The organism is Rhizobium sp. 007, assembly GCF_015353075.1.
Classification (GTDB): Bacteria; Pseudomonadota; Alphaproteobacteria; order Rhizobiales; family Rhizobiaceae; genus Rhizobium.
In genome coordinates this window covers 338645-359532 of record NZ_CP064187.1, presented here as the reverse complement: position 1 = coordinate 359532, position 20888 = coordinate 338645, and the positions used below count along the sequence as shown (strand labels likewise).

General features: G+C 60.7%; 20 protein-coding genes. 5 read left to right on the top strand and 15 right to left on the bottom strand.

The window, feature by feature from the left end:
• Positions 1-15: 15 nt before the first annotated feature.
• The 13 genes from ISN39_RS01690 to ISN39_RS01630 all read right to left on the bottom strand — a co-directional run bounded on the left by ISN39_RS01690 (position 16) and on the right by ISN39_RS01630 (position 12321).
• Positions 16-765, bottom strand: coding sequence for a helix-turn-helix transcriptional regulator (locus tag ISN39_RS01690; protein ID WP_194728969.1), 750 nt, complete (start codon positions 763-765; stop codon positions 16-18).
• 9 nt (positions 766-774) lie between these two features.
• Positions 775-1515 (bottom strand): helix-turn-helix transcriptional regulator, encoded by a 741-nt coding sequence (locus tag ISN39_RS01685; protein ID WP_074066668.1) that lies wholly within the window; start codon positions 1513-1515, stop codon positions 775-777.
• A gap of 585 nt (positions 1516-2100) precedes the next feature.
• Positions 2101-3792, bottom strand: a complete 1692-nt coding sequence (fliF, locus tag ISN39_RS01680) for a flagellar basal-body MS-ring/collar protein FliF (protein ID WP_194728968.1) — start codon at positions 3790-3792, stop codon at positions 2101-2103.
• A gap of 109 nt (positions 3793-3901) precedes the next feature.
• Positions 3902-4291 carry a hypothetical protein gene (locus ISN39_RS01675; RefSeq protein WP_039843953.1) on the bottom strand — a complete coding sequence of 130 codons (390 nt, stop codon included), beginning with the start codon at positions 4289-4291 and terminating at the stop codon, positions 3902-3904.
• 16 nt (positions 4292-4307) lie between these two features.
• Positions 4308-4862 carry a chemoreceptor glutamine deamidase CheD gene (gene cheD, locus ISN39_RS01670; protein WP_194728967.1) on the bottom strand — a complete coding sequence of 185 codons (555 nt, stop codon included), beginning with the start codon at positions 4860-4862 and terminating at the stop codon, positions 4308-4310.
• A complete protein-coding gene (locus ISN39_RS01665; RefSeq protein ID WP_022718672.1) occupies positions 4859-5248 on the bottom strand; it encodes a response regulator in 390 nt (129 codons plus the stop codon). The genes cheD and ISN39_RS01665 overlap by 4 nt, the downstream gene beginning before the upstream one ends.
• Positions 5248-6291 (bottom strand): protein-glutamate O-methylesterase CheB, encoded by a 1044-nt coding sequence (gene cheB / locus ISN39_RS01660; RefSeq protein ID WP_194728966.1) that lies wholly within the window; start codon positions 6289-6291, stop codon positions 5248-5250. The genes ISN39_RS01665 and cheB overlap by 1 nt, the downstream gene beginning before the upstream one ends.
• Positions 6288-7199, bottom strand: a complete 912-nt coding sequence (gene cheR, locus ISN39_RS01655) for a protein-glutamate O-methyltransferase CheR (protein ID WP_194728965.1) — start codon at positions 7197-7199, stop codon at positions 6288-6290. Before cheR ends, cheB begins: the two co-directional genes overlap by 4 nt.
• Positions 7196-7663 (bottom strand): chemotaxis protein CheW, encoded by a 468-nt coding sequence (locus tag ISN39_RS01650; protein ID WP_074066663.1) that lies wholly within the window; start codon positions 7661-7663, stop codon positions 7196-7198. The genes cheR and ISN39_RS01650 overlap by 4 nt, the downstream gene beginning before the upstream one ends.
• A 4-nt stretch (positions 7664-7667) precedes the next feature.
• A complete protein-coding gene (locus ISN39_RS01645; protein ID WP_194728964.1) occupies positions 7668-9953 on the bottom strand; it encodes a chemotaxis protein CheA in 2286 nt (761 codons plus the stop codon).
• 17 nt (positions 9954-9970) lie between these two features.
• Positions 9971-10336: a chemotaxis response regulator CheY1 gene (gene cheY1, locus ISN39_RS01640; RefSeq protein WP_003570362.1), complete on the bottom strand. Its 366-nt coding sequence runs from the start codon at positions 10334-10336 to the stop codon at positions 9971-9973.
• Positions 10333-10629, bottom strand: coding sequence for an STAS domain-containing protein (locus tag ISN39_RS01635; protein WP_022718667.1), 297 nt, complete (start codon positions 10627-10629; stop codon positions 10333-10335). Before ISN39_RS01635 ends, cheY1 begins: the two co-directional genes overlap by 4 nt.
• Before the next feature lie 63 nt (positions 10630-10692).
• A complete protein-coding gene (locus tag ISN39_RS01630) occupies positions 10693-12321 on the bottom strand; it encodes a globin-coupled sensor protein (RefSeq protein WP_194728963.1) in 1629 nt (542 codons plus the stop codon).
• Between the two features lie 652 nt (positions 12322-12973).
• Between ISN39_RS01630 and ISN39_RS01625 the strand changes: the two genes are divergently transcribed.
• Positions 12974-14401 carry a glycosyltransferase family 39 protein gene (locus ISN39_RS01625; RefSeq protein ID WP_194728962.1) on the top strand — a complete coding sequence of 476 codons (1428 nt, stop codon included), beginning with the start codon at positions 12974-12976 and terminating at the stop codon, positions 14399-14401.
• On the opposite strand, the gene ISN39_RS01620 is transcribed toward ISN39_RS01625, so the two are convergent.
• On the bottom strand, positions 14398-14706 hold the full coding sequence (locus tag ISN39_RS01620; RefSeq protein WP_194730076.1) for a helix-turn-helix transcriptional regulator: 309 nt from the start codon (positions 14704-14706) through the stop codon (positions 14398-14400). The two genes, ISN39_RS01625 and ISN39_RS01620, sit on opposite strands and share 4 nt — an antisense overlap.
• Before the next feature lie 34 nt (positions 14707-14740).
• On the opposite strand from ISN39_RS01620, the gene ybaL reads away from it, so the two are divergent.
• The 4 genes from ybaL (at position 14741) to ISN39_RS01600 (ending at position 20436) form a co-directional block, all read left to right on the top strand.
• Complete coding sequence (gene ybaL / locus ISN39_RS01615; RefSeq protein ID WP_194728961.1) at positions 14741-16552, top strand: YbaL family putative K(+) efflux transporter; 1812 nt, start codon at positions 14741-14743, stop codon at positions 16550-16552.
• 15 nt (positions 16553-16567) lie between these two features.
• Positions 16568-16987, top strand: coding sequence for a hypothetical protein (locus tag ISN39_RS01610; RefSeq protein WP_074066657.1), 420 nt, complete (start codon positions 16568-16570; stop codon positions 16985-16987).
• A gap of 87 nt (positions 16988-17074) precedes the next feature.
• Positions 17075-19636 (top strand): protein translocase subunit SecD, encoded by a 2562-nt coding sequence (gene secD / locus ISN39_RS01605; RefSeq protein WP_194728960.1) that lies wholly within the window; start codon positions 17075-17077, stop codon positions 19634-19636.
• Between the two features lie 95 nt (positions 19637-19731).
• A complete protein-coding gene (locus tag ISN39_RS01600) occupies positions 19732-20436 on the top strand; it encodes an ATP-binding protein (RefSeq protein ID WP_194728959.1) in 705 nt (234 codons plus the stop codon).
• Positions 20437-20442: 6 nt separating this feature from the next.
• Here the strand turns inward: ISN39_RS01600 and ISN39_RS01595 are convergent, their stop codons facing one another.
• Positions 20443-20880 carry a response regulator gene (locus ISN39_RS01595; protein WP_022718658.1) on the bottom strand — a complete coding sequence of 146 codons (438 nt, stop codon included), beginning with the start codon at positions 20878-20880 and terminating at the stop codon, positions 20443-20445.
• Between the last annotated feature and the right edge of the window lie 8 nt (positions 20881-20888).

The window sequence follows — 20888 nt, the reverse complement described above, 5'->3', positions numbered from 1 at the left end:
GCCGCGCCGGGCTTGTCAGCTGATGTAGCCTAGGCGAATTGCCTTGGCGATTGCCTGGATGCGATTGACCGAATCCAGCTTGATCGTCGCCGAGCCGAGGTAAGCATTGACCGTATGAACCGAGAGCCCGAGCTTGTCAGCTATCTCTTCGCTGATGCGTCCGTCGCCGGCAAGCTGCAGGCAAGCGATCTCGCGCTCGCTCAACGCTTCTGCCGCCGCCGCGCGGCGTTCGTCCAGCGAGAGCAGATCCATCATGATTTGGCAGCTACGGCCATGAAGCTCTACGATCATGTCACCGCCGGGATCAAGATAATCGCCGGTGAAGACGACGAAGCCATTTCCTGCAGCACCGAGCCGCACCGGAAAAGCGAGGCCTGAAAATGGCAAGTTGCCGTCCTTCAGCCGCGCCATGAACGGCGCGAAATCGGCTGAACCGGGCGCGGCGCGATCATGGCCGCCGGCCCAGGACAGAGGCAAGAGTGATTTCTCGATATGGTCCAGCAGCGCATCGCCATAAGCGTCCACAAGGGCCTTGCTTGAGGCCGCCGCTGCCGAAGGTCCCCAGTTTTCCAGTTCGCAGACCAGGCGCTGCTTCGCCGGCAGACCTGAGCCGCTCATCCGGTAGACCGCAAAATTCTGGGCATCCGCCAGCTTCTGCATCGCCACCAGCCGCGGGAAAAGGTCGGAGCGGCTGCTTATCCTGTTGAAGCGCACGCTGCGTATGTGTTCCGTACTACCCATCGCCCTGCTTGACGAATGCCCCATAAATTCCCCTCAGACGAGATTATTTCTCACCGCAAACGCTATGGCCTCGGAGCGAGTTTTGGTTGCCGTCTTTCGCATGACGCTCGTAATGTAGTTGTTGATCGTATTGCGGGAGATGCCGAGGATCATCGCGATCTCATCGCTGGTTTTGCCCTCGGCGATCCAGAAGAGACATTCGAGCTCCCGCTCCGTCAGCTCAAAATCGCGCTCCGCCCGGGCGCCCCCGCACCGGAGCGAACTTGCGAGATAACTTGCAAGGAGTCCCACGTCCCGCAGCCGCTCCGGTGACAGGATGAAGCCGTCATCGAAGAGGAACATCAGCGACAGCCGCGAACGGCCGACATTTAACGTCAAGGAACAATACTGGCGGCTGGCGCCATCCGGCACGTCGGCATTGTCGGGCAGAAGAGCAAAATTTGGCTGGAAGAGCTGCATGCACTTTTCCAGCTCGGTCGTGCGTGCATAGCTGCTTGTCAGTGACGTCGCCAGGTCCTTCACGAGATCGAACGGCCAGTCCGAGGACACGATGAAATCGAGGCCGGCCTCCTGGATGAGGTCGGATCGCGCCAGCAGGTAATGCGACGCTCCAACGTAGTCGGTCAGGGTGCGAAGCGCGACCTGCAACCTCCCGCTGTCGGCAATTTCGCTGAGCTGCCCAATGAGCTCCTCGCGAGAGCAAAGATTGACGGCCTGGAGACCAACGAAATTCGCGGCCTGATTTTCGCCCTTAAGCAGTATGTGCATATCCATAGGCAACGTCCCGCGGCTGAGTGCCCGTTCCTGCAAGGCATTGTCTGCGCAGGACCGACGCGGCCTGCGGCAATGACTAAACGAATCATCCAAGGGTAAGTCAGACGATAGAAACTACCATATCCGAGTTCTTGGGATTTACTCTTGCCGCATTCCGTGCGCGTGATTCGCGCTCAGACATCGCTTGATTAGATGTCTGGAATCTATGGTGATTCTCTCAATATCGCAACACACCACTCCTTTTAGGCGAGTCACCATATAAGTAATTCTGCGCCACAATTCATATATACTTTAAACACAGCTAACAGTAATTCGAGTATCGAGAAAAAATCCGCCGCTGCGGCGCGTGACATATGAATATGTATTTACAGAAAAAATTTTCGGCTTTAGCAGTCTTCCTACCAAGCTATTTCTTTTTGTTTATGTAAGGAGAAACTTCCGCTTTCGCCTCGATCTGGAATAAATCGAGTGCCTTTTCAATCTTGTGTAAAATATGTCCCGCGCGGCAGCTTCCGATAACAAATCCGTGATCTGGCGAGCGGGCGGATGAAGACGTTAAAAAAGGCCGGTCTCCCGGCCTTTCGTTTAGGCGGCGTTGTCCACCGCCCATTTCCTGAGGATTTTCGCCGCGCGTTCCTCGTTGATCTCGACCATTCGCGCGAGCTTCCGCTCCGGGCCTTCCTTGACGCGGCGGTTGAAGTTTCCGTCGTCGTCGCCCAGGCTGAGCAGATCCTCCGTGCTGTCGAAGCCGAAGTCAGAACCGAAGCCGTCCATGAGCGCGCCGCCGGCAGCCGCTCCACCGGCCGGTGCGAAATCAGGCAGCTCCAGGCCAACGCTTTCTGAAGACGTGTCGCCGATGACTCCCGCACCGCCACCGCTGATGCTGCGCACCAGGGGCCGCACGCCCATCCAGACCACCACGAAGGCGACGCCCAGGAAGGCCAGCGAGTTGATGATGCCCGCCAGGTTGCGGCTCAGCATATCGAGGACGCGAACGCCGCCGGCGGCATCTTCGAGAAGCTGGTTCTCGAGGAAGTCCATTGCCGTCACCGTGACGACGTCGCCGCGATCAGCACTGATACCGGCTGCCGACGAGACGATCTTCTGCATCTCGGCGAGATAAGCATCGACCTTCGCCTGATCCGCAGGTTCGCCGACCATTTGGGCGATACGGCCCTTGTTGACGACAACGGCGATCGAGAGCTTCTCGATCTCGTAGCTGTTGCGAGTCGTGGCGGTCGTCTTGCTGTTGATCTCGTAGTTTGTCTGCTCTTCCTTCTTGTCCGACCTGTCCTGCGATTCCGGACTATTGCTGCCACCTTGCTCGGGGGCGGCCTGCGGAACGTTCTGCTCGACGGTCGTTGCGTTATCGGACTGCTTCTGCTGCGACTGCGAGGCTTCCTTGGTCGTGCGCACGGAGCGCTCCACCTTTGATTCCGGATCGTAGACGGTTTCCTGGATCTGCTGCGCATCCGTGTTGAGATCGGCGGTCACGCTGGAGCGGAAATTATCCATGCCGAGGAACGGAGCAAGCGCCTTGTCGATATTCGATTCGACTTCCTGCTGGACGTTCTGGACGATGTTCAGCGAGCGGTTCAGCGAGCTGTTGCTTGCCTCGTCGCCAGATGCGAGCAGCTGGCCGGCGGAATCAAGAATCGTCACATCATCGACATCAAGCCCCGGCACAGCCGAGGCGACGAGGTGGCGAATCGAGGTGGCGGCACTGCGGCCAGCCGCAGCGCTTGCCCGGATCATGACGGAGGCTGTCGGCTTCTGCTCCGCCTTACGGAAGTTTCCGACTTCCGGCATAACGATATGGACGCGAGCAGCGGTGATGCCTGAAATGGACTGGATGGTGCGGCCTATCTCGCCTTCGAGCGCACGCACGCGTGTGACTTCCTGCATGAAGGAGGTGAGGCCGAGTGAGCCGACATTGTCGAAGAGTTCATAGCCTGCATTCGCGCTGTTCGGTAGGCCCCGCTCGGCAAGCAGCAGGCGGGCCTTGCCCGTCATGCCGGCAGGCACAGTAATACTTGAGCCGTCGGAACCGACCTGGAAGCCGATATTGGCTTCCGCAAGAGCCATGCTGATCTGGTTGAGGTCAGGGGTGTCAAGGCCGACATAGAGCGTTTCCTGCGCCGGCTTGTTGACGAAAAGGGCAGCAGCCAAGATAATTGCAATTGAAAAAACGCCAACGCCAGCGAGCGCCAACAAGCGTGTTCGCCCCAGCGAACCTAAGTTCTTAATGAGCTGAACTAATTGATTTAACAGATTCATTCTGTTCTCGCACGATCCGTCAAAGACAAAACAGGCTTATTGCCTCATTTGTTGATAGACGGCGAAACTTGTGCGAGCGTTTCGTCAGGGCAGGTCGGGAGCTTTCAAATCAGAAGAAATCGAAGTCGCCGGCCGCCTTGCTGAGCGGCTGGGAATGGCCGTGGCGCGTGGCACCGCCGAGCGCTTTTTGCATTTCGGCAAGTTTGACCAGGCTGAGCGCGGTCGCAACGTCAACAGCCCAGCTCTGGGGAATCTCGCCGGTGATCGTGTCAATGAATTCAGCGAGGCCGCGGGTTTTCTGAACGGCAAGATCGATGCCCTGCATGATCTTCATGCTATCGGGCGAGTGCAGGACATCGGCGCCGCCGATTTCGAGAAGCTGCGGCTCGATGCGTTCGATGAGATAGGCGACATCGTGCAGTTCGGAAACGATACGCATAAGGATATCCGGAAGCGCTTCGACCGGCGAAGGCAGCTCTATCGTTCCACTGAAAGTCATAGAAAGATCCTTGTCATCAGAAAAATTCGATACTTGTTTCGACCGGCTTGTGGGGTGCGACAGGGCGCTGTTCGAGAGCCACCGTCTTCTGCGTTTCAGCGCCGGTCAGCGGGTACTGGCGCGCGCGGCCCGAAACCGGCCAGTATTCCAGCTTGCGGCCGTGTTCGCCGCCGGTACTGAAGCTGACGACCGGGATGCCTTCATCCCTCAGGAACTGCATGGCGAAGGCGGCGTTCTGTTCGCCGACATTGGAGAAAGTCGAGATCGTCTTCGCCCCGCCGAAAATCTTGGCCTCCAGGCGGTCGCGGCGCGCGCCCTGCTTCAGAAGGCCGTTGATCAGCAATTCCATCAGGTGAACGCCATAGCGCGTCGCGTCCCCGCCACTCATCGGCGTGTTACCCGTGCCTGGGAGCAGAAAGTGGTTCATACCGCCGACACCGGCCACGGGATCGCGCAGACAGGCAGCCACACACGAACCAAGGATGGTCGTCAAAACCGCGGTCGGATCATTCAGGACCTTCCATTCGCCTTGAATGATATGAACGCGGCGGGCTGCTGCCTCGACATTCATTTCAGCGCTCCAAACACGGCTTCGATCGCCGCCTTCATCTTTTCGATGGTGAAGGGCTTGGCAAGCACGTTGTTGGCGCCGAGCTGAGCGGCCTTCTGCACGAGAGCACGATCGCCCTGTGCAGTCAGGATGATGAAGGCAGCCTTCTTGGTTGCCGGATTGGTGCGTACGGCCTGCAGCAGACCGAGACCATCCATCTTCGGCATGTTGAAATCCGAGATCACCAGATGATGCGGCTGTTGGGCCATGATCTTCATGCCCTGCTCGCCGTCGCCGGCAGCCGTGATCTGCTTGAAGCCGAGCTGGGTCAGCGCATCGCTGAGCAACAACCGGCTCGTGACCTGATCGTCGACGATCAGAACTTTGATTTTCTCCGCAATCGACATTATTCTGTCCCTTCCTTTCGGGCGGCTGTCATTTTCAGTATTTCTTCGCCGATGGCATTCAGTGGCAGCTGCTGCTCAACGGCACCGAGTTCATAGGCCACTCGCGGCATTCCATAGACCACGCAGGTCTTTTCGTTCTGTCCGAGAGTGCGCGCGCCGGCATGGCGCATCTTCAAGAGGCCAGCCGCGCCATCGCGGCCCATGCCTGTCAGGATCACGCCGACCGCATTGCGTCCGGCAAGTTCGGCAACGGAATCGAAGAGAACGTCGACCGAGGGGCGATGGCCGTTTACCGGATCGCGCTCGACGAGACGGCAACTGGGTGCGGACGCATTCGCGACCTGCAAATGACGTTCCCCGCCTGGTGCCAGATAAATCTTACCAATCTCTAAACGTGCGCCATCCGTCGCTTCTTCAACGACCGGAGCACAGAGGCGATTGAGGCGGTCGGCAAAGCTTTTCGTGAAGGTCGGCGGCATATGCTGGGTGATGACCGTCGGCGGGCAGTTTGCCGGAAACTTCTGCAGCACCGCGATCAGCGCTTCGACGCCGCCCGTCGACGAACCGATCGCGACGATCTTGCGTCCGACCCGGAAATCGGCGACCGATACCGGCGGAACCGGAGCTGCTGGCGGCTGCACGAACTGGCGCTGCGTGCGCGCGGCAGCCTTGACCTTCTCGGCCAGATCGCCGAAGGGACGCGGCTCGCCGGGGGCAGGCTTTCCGACGCAATCGAAGGCCCCGATCTCGAGCGCGGCGAGCGTCGCCTCCGCGCCGCGATGCGTCATGGTGGAGACCATGATGACCGGCATGGGGCGAAGCCGCATGATCTTTTCGAGAAATTCCAGGCCGTTCATGTTCGGCATCTCGATGTCGAGCGTGACGACATCGGGATTGAGCTTTTTGATCGCCTCGCGCGCTTCCAGCGCATCGCCCGCCTGGCCGATGACGTTGACGTCCGGATCGGAACTCAGGACGGCGCTGATCAGCCCGCGCATCGTCGGGGAGTCGTCAACGACGAGAACTCTTGCCGGTGCGCTCATCCCTTTCTCCCCAATGCTTTTGTGGTGTGGCGATAGGTGGTAACGCCGATATTGTCGAAGACGTGCTTTGCTTCGCCGGAAACGCGCTCGGAGTGGCCGATGTAAAGATGTCCGCCTTCCGGCAGCAGTTCGGCAAAGCGCGACCAGATCTTCATCTGCGTCGGTTCGTCGAAATAGATCACGACGTTTCGGCAGAAGATGACGTCGAACTTGCCCTTGAAGGGCCACTGCGCCATCAGGTTCAGCTCGTTGTAGGTGATCAGGCGCTTGACACGGTCATCGACCTGGAATTTGCGGCGCCCATCCACGTTGACTTCCGTGAACCACTGCTTGCGCACGGCCGGCGATACGGTTTCGAGAGCCGTCTCGTCGTAGCATCCGGCGCGAGCGAGATTGAGTATCTTTGGGTCGATATCGGTCGCAAGGATCTTGAAATCGTAGTCCGCGACGTTGGGCATCATCGAAAGCACGGTCAGCGCAATCGAATATGGCTCCTGCCCGTCGGAAGATGCGGCCGACCAGATACGGACACGCCCGCCCGCCTTGGCACGATTGAGAAGCTCCGGCAGCACGTGGTCGCGCAGGTGCTCGAAGTGATGGTTCTCGCGGAAAAAGCGCGTGAAGTTGGTGGTCAGGTGCGAAAGCATTTCGCGGCGCGGCGCGGCGCCCGCAGGCGAAGAAACCAGCGAGCAGTATTCGCGGAAACCTGACAGGCCGAGATTGCGGATATGCTTGGAAAGACGCGAATAGACCAGCGAAGCCTTGGTCTCGTTCAGGAAAATCCCTGCATCCGAGTAGATCATCGCGGCGATTTCCATGAGGTCACGGCGCGTCAGCGGATATTCGCCGCTCGCCAGGACCTCGTCCGGGTTCCCCTGCCTGAGATCTTTTGCACTCAACGCATTCATGCAGCTTCGCTTTCGGTATCGGGGAACAGGGCTTCCAATTCGACCAGGCAGATCATCCGCTTTTCGATCGCAAGAATGCCCCGGGCAAACTGGCGCTCTAGGTCGGAAGAGATTTCCGGCGTCGGTTGAATATTGTCGTCGGTGACAGTGAGGATGTCCGAGACCGCGTCGACGAGCAGGCCGACAACCTTCCGCCGGACCTGCGCGACAATGATGACGTGGCGTACCGACGGCTCGGCGGGTTTCATGCCGAGCCGCGCCGAAAGATCGATGATCGGCAGCACCGCGCCGCGCAGGTTGATGACGCCCTTCATGTGAGCCGGCGAATGCGGCATGGCCGTTGCCGGCGTCCAGCCGCGGATTTCGCGAACCGACATGATGTTTACGCAAAATTCCTGGTCGCCGATGCGGAACGCGATGAGCTCGCGATCCCCCTGGCTCAGATTTTTCACGGTGTACGACATGACCCTATCCAGCTGCTGCCAACGACATTTCGGGTTTCAGTGCCTGGCCGCGCGAGGCGCCGACGACGGCATCGACATCGAGGATGAGCGCCACGCGCCCGTCGCCGAGGATCGTTGCCGCAGCGATGCCCGGCACATGCGTATAGTTCGCCTCGAGGCTCTTGATGACCACCTGACGCTGGCCCTGGATCGCATCGACCATGAGCGCGCGCTGACCGCCGCCTTCGGATTCCACCAGCAGTGCGACGCCTTCGACCGGGTTTGCTTGCGTTGCGCGGAAGTTCAGGATGCGGCCGACATCGACCAGCGGGCAGAAGCTGTTACGGATCGAGATCAGACGGTGGTTCGCACCGAATGAATGGATCGCAGCAGCTTCCGGCTGCAGTGTTTCGACAATGGCGGTCAGCGGTACCACAAGCGTCTGGCCGGCGACCGTGACCACCATGCCGTCGAGGACGGCGAGGGTCAGCGGCAGGCTCATCGTGAAGACGGAGCCATGGCCCGGACGCGAAGTGATGTTGATGCGGCCGCCAAGGGCCTGGATGGAGCGCTTGACGACGTCCATGCCGACGCCGCGGCCCGAAATGTCGGAGATCTTATCGGCCGTCGAGAAGCCGGGCAGGAAGATCAGGTTGTCGATTTCCTCGTCCGAAAGGTTAGCGTCGGCGGGGATCAGATCGTTGTCGATTGCCTTCTGGCGAACCTTCTCGCGATTGATGCCGGCGCCGTCGTCGACGAGCTCGATCAGGATGCGGCCGGAACGGTGCTTTGCCGTCAGACGAACCGTGCCTTCGGTATTCTTGCCGGCTGCTGCACGCTTCTCCGGCGTTTCGATGCCGTGGTCGACCGCATTGCGGATCATGTGCGTCAGTGGTTCGGCCAGCTTGTCGATGACCGTCTTGTCGACTTCGGTGTTTTCACCTTCGGTAATCAGGCGGATGGTCTTGCCCGTCATGTCGGCGATTTCGCGAACGATGCGCGACATGCGCTGGAAGACCGGCTTAACCGGCTGCGCGCGGATCGCCATGACCGAGTCCTGGATCTCGCGGGTGAGCTGTTGCAGCTCTTCGAGACCCATGTTGATGGACGATGTGCCCGTCGTGTCATTCTCGATGACGCTCTGGGAGAGCATCGCCTGGTTGATGACCAGCTCGCCGACGAGGTTGATCAGGCGGTCGACGCGATCGAGATCGACACGGATCGTCTGACCGGCTGCGGCATTGTTCTGGGCAGCGGCGGCAGCACTTGCTGCAGCCGAAGCGGCGGATTCCTTCTTTTCGACGCGAGCCGCGGCGGCCGCCATCTGGGTGACGTTTGAGGCCGTCTCGGCGGCGGCCACGGCGGCAGCTGCAGCATCCGACTTCGGCTCCGCCGGTGCCTCGGCGGCACCCTCATCCAGGATCGAAAGGTCGAAGGGAACGGGGATCATCGGCAGTTCGTCGTTGGACGATACAGAGGTTGCGGCTTCGACTGCCTTGACGGCCAGGTCACAATCCCATTCAGCGAATTCGAACACGGCGTGGATGGCATCGTCGCCCTTGTCCGTCTTCAGCGTGATATTCCAGCTGAAATAGGCGGCTTCGGCATCGAGATCGTCGAGGCCCGGCAGATCGTCCATGTTGCAGTAGCTACTCATCTCGCCGAGGCGGGAGAGGTCGCGTAGCAGCAGCGTGGCGTCGTTGCCCTTCGAATAGAGGTCGGAGCGCGGCTTGAAGGTGATTTCATAGACCGGAAGACCGGAGCCGGCCTCTTCCTCGGCGCCGAAATCGTCGAAGGAGAAGGGGATCGGCTGGAAACCGCTGTCATCGGCCGCCTTCGGGGCCTCCGCCACGGGGGTAGGCGCAAGCGCCGCCTTTGGCACAGGTTTCGGTGTCGGCGCTTCAACGGCTGTGGAAGGAGACGGCAGCTCTCCGTTCGCCAGCGCTTCCAGTTCCTTCACCAGACCGCGGCTGCGGCTCTCGTCGACGCTGCCGCCGTCGCGGGCGGCATTGGTGAGGTCCGCAAGCACGTCGGCCGATTTCAGCATGACCTTCAGGACATCCTGTGTCGGCTCAAGCCTGTTGGAACGAACGCAATCAAGTGTGGTCTCGAACACATGGGCGAAGGCGACGAGATCGTCCAGACCGAAGGCGCCGGCACCGCCCTTGATCGAATGGACGGCACGGAACACCGCATTGACGGTTTCCGGATCGCGATCGCCATCATTCATTTTCATGAGACCGGATTCCAGTTCGGCGAGCTGTTCCTCGCATTCCTGGAAAAAGATCTCTTTGATTTCGTTCATATCCATAGGAGAGAATCCTGGGTTTAAGCGGTTACGCGCTCAATGGCATCGATCAGCTTGGCAGGGTCGAACGGCTTGACGATCCAGCCGGTGGCGCCGGCCTGGCGTGCGCGGTTCTTCTTTTCAGCGTCGCTTTCGGTCGTCAGCACCAGGATCGGGATCGCCCGATACTTCTCGTTGCGGCGAACACCTTCGATGAAGCCGAAACCGTCGAGGCGCGGCATGTTGATGTCGGTCACGATGACGTCCGGGTTGGATTCTTCCAGGACTTCAAGGCCTTCAACCCCGTCTTCGGCCTGGATCGTCTCGAAGCCCGCATTGTTGAGCGTCACGAGAAGCATGTTTCGGATGGTCCGTGAATCATCCACGGTAAGCACTTTTTTCTTCATTGCCGGATCTCCTTGGCAAGCAGGTGGTCGATGTCGACTCCAACCAGCTGCATGGTTTTGTGAAATGCATCGGACACTTTCGTGAAGGTGAACGAATGCTTGTCCTCGTTCCACGTCTTGGCCGCAGCCATCAGGACCTGAGCGCACAGGCCACCGAGACGCTCAACGGCGGACGCATCGATCGAAAGATCGCTGCCACGCACTGAGATAAGCTTGTCGCGCAAGGCCGAAGCCTCGTTGAGGTCAAGCACTGCTGCCAAATTCAGCGTCTTCCCACTCTTCTTTGCTGCCATCAGCTTTTCCTTGTCCCCTTGTCCCGTGCCCGCAAAAATAAGGCGAGGTCATATTCCGATAGGTTAGTAAACATTCCGGCCGCCTCCGAAACTCACAGCCGGACGGGAAAACCCGAAATCCTCGTTGTCGTATTGCTCGTCCAGCGTGGCGGGACGGGCCGCGATCTCGATACTGCGTTGGCGCGAAGCGCTGAGCGGCGCGGCCTCGACACGGGCGTTTTCGCGGGCGATGCGGAACGCGCGGATCGTCTGCCCCAGTTCGAGGATCACCGTGTGCAGATGATCGGCGCCTTCGGCTGCGCGGTTGGCGGATGCCGCGCTGTCGGCAACCTGCCCGCCAAGCGCCTTGACGTCAGCTGTCACTGTGTCGAGGCTTGCCGCGTGCTCGCCCGTCTGGCTCGCAATCGTCGCGATTGCCGCATTGATGCCGGTTACCTGCCGCACGATGTTGCCGATCGAATCCTGCGTGCGGCCGACCATCTGAACGCCGGCATCGACCTGCGCCTTGGTCGTCGTGACAAGCGTCTTGATTTCGCGAGCGGCTTCGGCAGAACGCTGGGCAAGCGCCCGCACCTCCTGCGCCACGACCGCAAAGCCGCGGCCGGATTCGCCGGCACGCGCGGCTTCGATACCCGCGTTCAGCGCCAGCAGGTTCGTCTGGAAGGCGATCTCGTCGATTGCGCCGATGATCTGGCCGATCTTTTCGGCGGACTGCTCGATATCCGCCATCGCGCTGATGGCGTGGCCGACGACCTGGCCACTCTCTTCTGCCGCCGCGCGGGTGGAGGCCGCGGCCTTTTCCGCAGCGCGGCTTTCCGATGCGCCGTTGCGGACGCTTCCGGCGATTGCTTCGAGCGCTGCTGCCGATGTCATGAGTTGCTGCGAATGACCGGCTGCATTGCCCGAAAGGCCCTGCGAGGCAGCCGCGAGCGAACGCGTGGAGAGTTCGGCTTTTGCCGTGCGCTCGCTGATTGCCGCAAATTCAGCCTGAACGCCGTCGAGTGCCGCATTGAGCGCAACGGCGATATCGGCATAGGCATCGCCATCGGTGGCTGCGCGCACGGTCAGGTCGCGGGCCGCCAGGCCGTCGACCACGTCACCGAAAATCCGGGCGATCTCCGCCTTGTCGTTTTCACGCTGCTCGGCAAGCGCGCCCTGCTGGGATGCACGCAGTGAATTGAAGCGCAGCGAAACGGCGATTTCGACATCGACCATGACGAGGCGGATGATGGCCGTCATCATCTCGGAGATTTCTTTCGCGCGGCGCTTGGCGCCCGGCAGCAGCGGCTTGCCTGCCAGCTCGCCCGCAAGACCCGAAATGATATGCTCCAGCATGACGCCATGGCCGGCCACGTGCCAGCGCGGATCGAGCCCCATCTTACTTTCGCTATCGGAAAGAACCTTGACGCGCTCTGCATAGAGGCTGTCGAAGCGCGCATCGGTCAGCACGTCCCAGTGGGTGGACTGAAGATCGTGCAGGCGATCGAGCTGGCGCTCGTTCTGGAAATTGCAGGCCGCGTCCGGGAAAGATTGGAAGCGCTGGAACAGGTCGCGAAGACCGCTCTTCAGCCGGGCTTCGAGCAGCGGCCGGTGACGGCGCACCGCCTCGCATTGCGCGGCATCGAGACCGGCAAAGCGCAAGCGATCGCGAAGGCTGCCTGCCTGCGCCCCCTTGGCCTGATCTGATGGCATGTCCTGCCCCAATGCCTATCCCCAACCACATTCCGGACAAGGTCCGGTGAAAAACCGTTGTGCTCCATCCGACGAGCGCAATGCAGGGAAACGACCTTTGTCGCCACCGGCGCAAACCGGACGGCGGAAGTATCCCGATCAGCAAATCTGTTTCGGAAAAGAGATGGATACCGGATCGAGCCGGTACGGCGGGACGGCTTCATGCCTGGTGGGAACGAGCAAACATCTTCCCATTCCGACGTGTCTCGCAATGTTTATGGTTAATTCCTTGCTTGAAGGTTAATAGGCGTTTTAACAAACCGCCCTTTCCAAGCATTTCGAGCACGTTCAACGAAATAGTCCGGCGCAGTTGCAGGCGCGCTACAAGTCCCGCGCAAGCTCTATGCTATATCCGGCACCTCAGACATGACATGATGTCGTTAAGGATAGAGCAATGATTGTTCTTGGACTGGGTTCCTGCCTCATCGCGATCGCTACGCTGGCCGCCATCGCCCTGCTCGACAGGATCGAGGCCAATCGCGGCAGCCTCACCCTCCGCGTGCTCTGAATGCCGTTGCCGCCTGCGGCATAGTGCGGCTTTCTTGCGCCGCCCCGTTGGCAGCCCTCTTCCTCTGATGTATCGCAGGCGCCTCAAGCTCAGCGGAAGTTGTTCATGACTGCCAGAACCGGCTTTTTCATCATTCTCGCCGTCACCCTGTGGCGTATTGTCATGCTGCATTTCGATACGACGGATTTCTTCGTCGACGAGGCGCAATACTGGTTCTGGTCGCAGAATCTCGACTTCGGCTATTATTCGAAGCCACCGATGATCGCCTGGTTCATCCGGTCGATGACGGAAATTGCCGGCTCAACCGACATCTTCTGGGTGCGGCTCTGCGGGCCTCTCGTGCATATGGCCACGGCATTGCTGCTGATGCAGTTCGCAAAGCGCGTTGCCGGTCCCGAAATTGAAGGCTGGACCGGTGTCATCTACATCACGATGCCTGCCGTCGCGCTCTCCTCCGTCTTCTTCTCCACCGATGTCGTTCTCCTGTTTTTCATGACGATCGGCCTCTGGGCCTATTTCAGACTGACCGAGAAGCGCTCGGGCGCACTTGCGCTCGTCATGGGTGTCGCCTTCGGTTGCGCCTTCCTGTCGAAATACGCGGTCCTTTTTATCGTTCCCGGCGGGCTGATCGCGCTGCTTCTGGTTCCGGCTGCGCGGATTGCCTGGCGCGACTTCTTCATTTCGGTCGCCGCCGCCCTCGCCGTCGCTTCGCCAAACCTGTGGTGGAACGTCACCCATGACGCAACCACAGTGCGCCACACCGAAGACATCGCGAAGTGGGACCAGATGCAGCTGAACTTTGGCGGCGCGCTTGAATTCTTCGCCGCACAGTTCGGGGTCGTCGGGCCGATCGTCTTCTTCGCGATGCTTTGGGCGACTTGGCGCATGATCAATGGCAAGAGCGGCGAGAAAGAAAAACTCCTCATCTGGCTTTCCATGCCCGTCGTCCTGCTCATCACCCTGCAGGCCTTCGTCGCCAAAGCCGAGGCGAATTGGGGCGTGTCGGCCTATGTCGCAGGTACGGTCCTTGCCGTCTGGGTGCTCACGCAGCTATGGCCGAGGGGCCTGCGCATTTCGCTCATCGTCGGCGGCGTTGCGAGCTTCCTTTTTCCGCTTGCGACGATCTTTGCGCATCAATTGATACTTCCGGGCGGCGATGAAGCGATGAAGCGCTATCTCGGCCGCAGCGAAATCAGCCGCGAAGCCGGTGTGCTAGCCAAGCAGGCCGGACTTGGCATCGTCGTCACCGACAATCGCGATTTCGTCGCCGACATGTTCCATACGCTCAGGAACGAACCGCTCAAGATCTATTCGCGTCCGCCCGCCGGCTTCCCGGACAATTACTACGAGCAGAACTTCGCATTGCCGGCGGATGTGCAGGATCAGGTTCTCTTCGTCACCCGCAACGAACTGACCTGCGCAGCCGCGGCACCGGAACTGGTCAAAAGCTGGCAGCCGGCCTACGGCTACTACCGCGGCAGGACGATCAATGCTTACAAAGCACCTGCCAGCTGCCTTAGACCGCAGAGCTAAAGACTGGCCGCGGGAGGCAGGCAAAGCCCTGTCCCCGCTCCTTCGATTTCAACGAAGCGAACACCGCCGTCCTCGAAGGCCAGGCGCAGCTGCGCCTCGGTGGCGCGGTGGATTTCATGGTTCTGCCCTTCGTAGTCGCGTATTGTACTGCGCGAAACCGATGCCCGCGCGGCGAGTTCGGCCTGCGTCCAATCGAGCAAACCGCGTGCCGCCCGGCATAAAGCAGGCGTGAGAATCGTCTCCCTTGCGCCTTGACCCATGATCTCAATCCACCCATATTGGTCAATATAAGCCATATATGTCACTTTTTGAGCAGGAATTCCAGACCGGGAGAGAGCGATGCCGCACGACACGCCTTTGATTTCGACGATCGTCGGGGGTCTCGTGCTGGCGTTTATCCTGGGCGCCATCGCCAACCGCCTGAGATTGCCGCCGCTTGTCGGCTATCTCGTTGCCGGCATTCTCGTTGGCCCACACACCCCGGGCTATGTGGCGGACCAGGATCTCGCGCCCGAACTTGCCGAAATCGGCGTCATCCTATTGATGTTCGGTGTCGGCCTGCACTTCTCGCTCAAGGACCTGCTTTCGGTTCGCGGCATAGCCGTGCCGGGAGCCATCGCCCAGATCGCCTTCGCGACCCTCCTCGGCTGGGGTCTCGGCGCGCTGATGGGCTGGTCGACCGGCGGCAGTCTCGTCTTTGGTCTTGCGCTCTCCGTGGCCTCGACCGTCGTTCTCCTAAAGGCGCTGCAGGAACGCCGCCTCGTGGAAACGGAACGCGGCAAGATCGCCGTCGGCTGGCTGATCGTGGAGGACTTGGCCATGGTCCTTGCGCTCGTGCTGATACCCGCAGCCGCCAGCATCGGCGGTGGTGAACATGCGCCGGTCGAGCCGCTTTCGGCCGGCCTCAACCGCCTGTTCGGGCTCGATCTCGGCATTTCCGCCATCATCGGCATGACGCTGGTGAAGGTGGCGCTCTTCGTCGCCCTCATGCTTGTCTTCGGCCGCAAGCTCATTCCCTGGACGATGCACAGGATCGCCCATACCGGCTCGCGTGAACTCTTCCGCCTCGGCGTGCTCGCCATCGCGCTCGGCGTCGCTTTCGGCGCCGCGAAGCTCTTCGGCGTGTCGCTTGCACTTGGCGCCTTCTTTGCGGGCATGGTGCTTGCAGAAAGCGAACTCAGCCATCGCGCCGCCCAGGAAAGCCTGCCGCTTCGCGACGCGTTCGCTGTGCTCTTCTTCGTCTCCGTCGGCATGCTCTTCGATCCGAACATCCTGATCGAAAGACCGCTGCCCATCCTGGCAACCGTCTTCATCATCGTCATCGGTAAGTCCGTCGCCGCCTTTCTCATCGTTCTGGTCTTTCGAAAGCCGGCCGGTACGGCACTGACGATCTCCGCGAGCCTGGGACAGATCGGCGAATTCTCCTTCATCCTTGCCGCCCTCGGCGTCGATCTCGGCCTCCTGCCGGAAGAAGGCCGCGATCTCATCCTCGCAGGCGCACTCATTTCGATCATCCTCAACCCGCTGCTCTTCTTCGCCTGCGACCGCATGCGCCCGCTTTTCCACCGTCCGAGGCGGGAGGAGGCTCCAGTCGATACAACCGCTGCCGCCGAGGAAACCATCGAGCCCGCCGAACCCGAAGACGAAATCCAGCCGACGTCGCTTTCCGGCCACGCCATCCTCGTCGGCTACGGCCGCGTCGGCAGCATCGTCGGTCGGAACCTTAAGTCTTCGGGCACGCCTTTCTTGGTCATCGAGGATTCCGAAAAGCGGATCGAAGAGCTTGCTGGGCAGGGCGTTGAGACGGTTCTCGGCAATGCCGGCGCCCGCGAAGTGCTCGATCTCGCCAATCTTCCCGGCGCGCGCAGCCTGGTGATTGCCATCCCGAATGCCTTCGAAGCGTGCCGTGTTGCCGAATACGGTCGCAGCGTGAACCCGTCGATCCTGATCGTCGCCCGCGCCCATTCGGACGCTGAAGTCGACGAGTTGAAACAGTACGGCGCCGATACCGTCATCATGGGCGAGCGAGAAATCGCCATGGGAATGGTTGACCGGCTCGCCCAAGTGCATCATGACAGTCCGGCCTATGAAGATGGGCATGGGACTGATACAATTCCGGGCGCGGCCGCAGTGCCGTCCGAGAGTGAATGACGGGTTTTTACGCTTTTGAGCCGATTTGAGAGCGAGATCGCAAAGAATGACGGGGAAGGATTCGATGCACGCCGGTTGAGCGCCCGCATCGCGGTTTCGCTCGTCCTTGCGATTACCGCCTATATCGGCCTTCTCATCGGCGGCAATCTCATTCTCGGTCCCGCAGCCTCAGTCAATAATGCGCTGATCTTGCCCGGCAAGGAAACGCAGCCGCCCCAGCTGACGGCGCGCGAGGCGGTTCGCGGCATTCTCGCCGCCGATCGTAAGGTTGCGCCGAAACAAACGCTTCACGATTTGGGTCCTGTCCCGCTGCCGGTACCGCCGCATCTCGAATTCGCAAAGTGGAGCCCGCCTGCGGCTCTGCCGCCGATCGATACTGCTCTTCGTCCGGCCGCACTGCCGGGCAATCAGCCGCGAGCCCCGCCCGCCGCTTGATATCGCGACCATCGCGCCTTTGCAAAATCACATGACAGACCGCCAGCGCACCGCGCCGGTATATGCATATTCAAGGAATACAACGACATGCGCACTTCACCATGGCTGATGCTCACCTACACGGTGATCATCCTCTTCGGCATTTTCACGGCGTTGCCGAACGTCCTGCCGCAAAACGTCCTCGACCGCGTACCTTCCTGGCTGCCTCACGAGCAGGTCTCCCTTGGTCTCGACCTCCGCGGCGGCTCCCACCTGGTTCTCGAAGTCGATGAATCGGAACTGACGAAGGAACGCTTGCAATCGCTCCTGCAGGATACCCGCCGCGTGCTGCGCGAAAAGGGTGTTGCGACCAGCTCGGTCGCCCGCAACCAGAACCAGATCGTCGTGACGCTGACGGACCCGACGCAGCGCGATGCCGCCATCACTGATCTGCAGACGCTGGCGAACCCTGTGGGCGTCGGCCTTACCGCCGGTCAGTCCGACCTCGATATCGCTGCCAGCGGCGCGAACAACGTCACGATGACCTTCTCCAAAGCCGGTATCACACAGAACGTGAACTCGGCCGTCGAGCAGAGCCTCGAGGTCATCCGCCAGCGCGTCGACCAGGTCGGCGTTGCCGAACCGACGATCCAGCGCGTTGGCGCAAACCGTATCCTCGTTCAGCTTCCCGGCACGCAGGATCCGACCCGCCTGCGCCAGCTGCTCGGCTCCACGGCCAAGATGACGTTCCACATGCTTGCCCCGAACAACGCCCCGGCACCGGGCGTGACCATGATGAAAGACGAGGAGGGCAACACCTATCCGGTGGAAGACCGCGTCGAAATCTCCGGCGACCGCCTTTCGGACGCCCGCGTCGGCTTCGACCAGAACACCCGCGAGCCGATCGTCAGCTTCCGCTTCGATAGCGCCGGCGCAACCCGCTTTGCGGATATTACCCGCCAGAATGTCGGCAATCCATTCGCCATCGTCCTCGACGGCAAGGTGCTGAGCGCGCCCGTCATTCGCGAACCGATCACCGGCGGCTCCGGCCAGATCTCCGGCAGCTTCACGGCTGAAAGCGCCACCACGCTTGCGGCAATGCTGCGTGCCGGCGCCCTTCCCGCCAAGCTCACCGTCATCGAGGAACGCACCGTCGGCGCCGATCTCGGCGGTGACGCCATCAAGAAGGGCCTGACCTCCGGCCTCATCGGCTTCGCACTGGTCGTCGGTTTCATGTTCTTCCTCTATGGCGGCTGGGGTCTGCTCGCAAACGTCGCGCTGTTCCTGAACGTGATTTTGACCTTCGCCGGCCTGACACTGATCGGCTCGACGCTGACCCTGCCCGGCATTGCCGGTGTCGTCCTCGGCATCGGTCTGGCGGTGGATGCGAACGTTCTCATCAACGAGCGTATCCGTGAAGAAACCCGCAAGGGCCGCGGCGCATTCGCCGCGATCGACGCCGGCTTCAGCCGCGCCTACTCGACCATCGTCGACAGTAACATGACGGCGCTGATCGCGACCGTGTTGCTGTTCTGGTTCGGCTCCGGCCCGGTTCGCGGCTTCGCCGTCACCATGGGCCTCGGCATCATGATCTCAATGTTCACCGCCGTTTCCATCGTCCGTGTCGCGATGATGGCAATCGTCCGCCGCACGAAGATGAAGGTCATCAACATCAAGCCGCTGCTTCCGATCAGCCTCGTTCCGGACGGTACGCAAATCCACTTCATGAAAGCGCGCTTCTTCGGCCTTGCGCTTTCGGCCGCCCTTTCCATCATTTCCGTCGTGCTGTTCATCACGCCGGGCCTCAACTACGGCGTCGACTTCCGCGGCGGCATCCAGTTGGAAGTGAAGACGGCACAGCCAGCCGATCTCGCCTCCTTCCGTGAAGGCCTCGATGCACTAGGCCTCGGCGAAGTGGCGCTGCAGTCCTTCGGCGACAGCAACCACGTGCTTATCCGGGCCGAGCGCCAGCCGGGGGGCGAAGAAGCGCAGACGACCGCCGTCAATCAGCTGAAGGCAGAGATCGTCAAGGTCGATCCGTCGGCAACGATCGAACGGACGGAAGTCGTTGGCCCGAAGGTCAGCGGCGAGCTCGCGGTCGCCGGTATTCTCTCGGTAGTTCTCGCAAGCCTGGCGATGCTCGTCTATATCTGGGCGCGCTTCGAATGGCCATTTGCGGTCGGCGCCATCGCGACCCTCATCCTCGATGTGACGAAGACCATCGGCTTCTTCGCGCTTACCGGGCTTGACTTCAACCTGACGGCCATCGCGGCCCTTCTGACGCTGGTCGGTTATTCGGTGAACGACAAGGTCGTGGTCTACGACCGCATGCGTGAAAACATGCGCCTCTACAAGTCGATGCCGCTTCGCGAACTCATCGACAAGTCGATCAACGAAACGCTCGGCCGAAGCCTCTATACCTCCGCCACCGCCTTCCTCGCCATGCTTCCGATGGCGATCTGGGGTGGCAGCGCGGTCGAGAGCTTTGCGATCCCGATGGTGTTCGGCATTGCCGTCGCCGCGCTCTCGTCGGTCTTCATCGCAGCGCCGATCCTGCTCTTCCTCGGCGACTGGCGCCGCCGCCACGCCAAGGCAGTGGCGGCATCCGCTGGCGCCGAGCCGGAAATCATTCCGCCGGAAGCCACCGAGCCGCGCAAGTCGATCGGCTAATAAATCTTCGACACAGACATTCCGAGAGGGCGCCGGTTGCCGAACCGGCGCCCTCTTTCTATTTTCACTTCAAAGAAGCGGGAGGTTGCGTCTCAATGTCATCCGGTCCAACGCCAACTGCTGTTTCGAGCACCAGCGAGGAGCGCATAAGGCGTTTTCTGGCGACGGCTTCACACGACCTTCAATCGCCGCTCCGGCACATCGCGATGTATGCGGAAATCCTCCTGGATGAGCTCGGCGAGAAGCTCGATAGCGAACAGCTCGAAAGCCTCAGGGCGATCCTTCAGAAAGCCCAGACTGCGCAACGCCTCACCAAGGCGCTGATGAGCTTTGCTGCCGGCACGCCGCAGGTTTCGCCAGCTCCGGTGGAACTCGGCCCGCTCGTCGACGGTCTCTGGACGGAATTGAAGACCGAGATGGGTGCCCATGACGCGAGTATCGGCCATGGCACGCTTCCAACCCTCAACAGTGATGCGGCCCTTCTCTCGACCGTGCTGAAGAACGTTCTCGGCAATGCGCTGCTTTACCGGGGTGCGGCGGATCCCCGTGTCGACCTGGCGGCAGAAAGGAGCGGCAGCGATTGGCTGATCCATATTTCCGACAACGGGCGGGGCATCGAGCCGGTCCATCAGGAGCGGATATTCGAACCTTTCTGGAAACTGCCCCAGCCAGACGCCGTGACCGGTCCCGGCCTGGGACTGACGGCTTCGCGCGAACTCTTAAGCGCGCTTGGCGGCGAACTGATGCTCAGCCATTCGGACCACACGGGGAGCCGCTTCACTATCCGGCTGCCCGCCTGAACCCTATCAAATCGTGTAGTCGTCCTTCCAGAAGTCGGGCAGGTCGTACTTCACGAATTCGCGGATGATATATTGCAGCGTCCGCGCGTCGATCTCATCCTTGCCGATACGAAAATCGACGCCATAGTCCGGAAACTCTTGGAAATAGCCATCCGAAATGTCCGTTGAAACAACGCCGATTGGTCCTGTGTAGCCGATGCCGCGAAGCTCCGGCACCGTCTCGCGGAAATCGGCATTCGGCAGCAGTCGGTTGTCGAGCAGAATGAGATCGAACCGGCCGCCCTTGACCTTCTCCAGCGCGTCGCTGATGGACTGCGAATATTCGACGTCGACGGCAGGCTCGGAAAGGCTTCCAATCTTCTTCTTCAGCGACCTGAACTCGACGAATTCGTCATCCACGAACAGGACCTTGACGGCATCTCCCGGAACCGCTTCGGCGCTCATGCTGTTTT

Excerpts from the sequence above, each read along its gene's own strand:
- ISN39_RS01690 (WP_194728969.1), bottom strand. The coding sequence starts at position 765 with ATGGGGCATTCGTCAAGCAGGGCGATGGGTAGTACGGAACACATACGC.
- ISN39_RS01685 (WP_074066668.1), bottom strand. The coding sequence starts at position 1,515 with ATGGATATGCACATACTGCTTAAGGGCGAAAATCAGGCCGCGAATTTC.
- fliF (WP_194728968.1), bottom strand. The coding sequence starts at position 3,792 with ATGAATCTGTTAAATCAATTAGTTCAGCTCATTAAGAACTTAGGTTCG.
- ISN39_RS01675 (WP_039843953.1), bottom strand. The coding sequence starts at position 4,291 with ATGACTTTCAGTGGAACGATAGAGCTGCCTTCGCCGGTCGAAGCGCTT.
- cheD (WP_194728967.1), bottom strand. The coding sequence starts at position 4,862 with ATGAATGTCGAGGCAGCAGCCCGCCGCGTTCATATCATTCAAGGCGAA.
- ISN39_RS01665 (WP_022718672.1), bottom strand. The coding sequence starts at position 5,248 with ATGTCGATTGCGGAGAAAATCAAAGTTCTGATCGTCGACGATCAGGTC.
- cheB (WP_194728966.1), bottom strand. The coding sequence starts at position 6,291 with ATGAGCGCACCGGCAAGAGTTCTCGTCGTTGACGACTCCCCGACGATG.
- cheR (WP_194728965.1), bottom strand. The coding sequence starts at position 7,199 with ATGAATGCGTTGAGTGCAAAAGATCTCAGGCAGGGGAACCCGGACGAG.
- ISN39_RS01650 (WP_074066663.1), bottom strand. The coding sequence starts at position 7,663 with ATGTCGTACACCGTGAAAAATCTGAGCCAGGGGGATCGCGAGCTCATC.
- ISN39_RS01645 (WP_194728964.1), bottom strand. The coding sequence starts at position 9,953 with ATGGATATGAACGAAATCAAAGAGATCTTTTTCCAGGAATGCGAGGAA.
- cheY1 (WP_003570362.1), bottom strand. The coding sequence starts at position 10,336 with ATGAAGAAAAAAGTGCTTACCGTGGATGATTCACGGACCATCCGAAAC.
- ISN39_RS01635 (WP_022718667.1), bottom strand. The coding sequence starts at position 10,629 with ATGGCAGCAAAGAAGAGTGGGAAGACGCTGAATTTGGCAGCAGTGCTT.
- ISN39_RS01630 (WP_194728963.1), bottom strand. The coding sequence starts at position 12,321 with ATGCCATCAGATCAGGCCAAGGGGGCGCAGGCAGGCAGCCTTCGCGAT.
- ISN39_RS01625 (WP_194728962.1), top strand. The coding sequence starts at position 12,974 with ATGACTGCCAGAACCGGCTTTTTCATCATTCTCGCCGTCACCCTGTGG.
- ybaL (WP_194728961.1), top strand. The coding sequence starts at position 14,741 with ATGCCGCACGACACGCCTTTGATTTCGACGATCGTCGGGGGTCTCGTG.
- secD (WP_194728960.1), top strand. The coding sequence starts at position 17,075 with ATGCGCACTTCACCATGGCTGATGCTCACCTACACGGTGATCATCCTC.
- ISN39_RS01600 (WP_194728959.1), top strand. The coding sequence starts at position 19,732 with ATGTCATCCGGTCCAACGCCAACTGCTGTTTCGAGCACCAGCGAGGAG.
- ISN39_RS01595 (WP_022718658.1), bottom strand. The coding sequence starts at position 20,880 with ATGAGCGCCGAAGCGGTTCCGGGAGATGCCGTCAAGGTCCTGTTCGTG.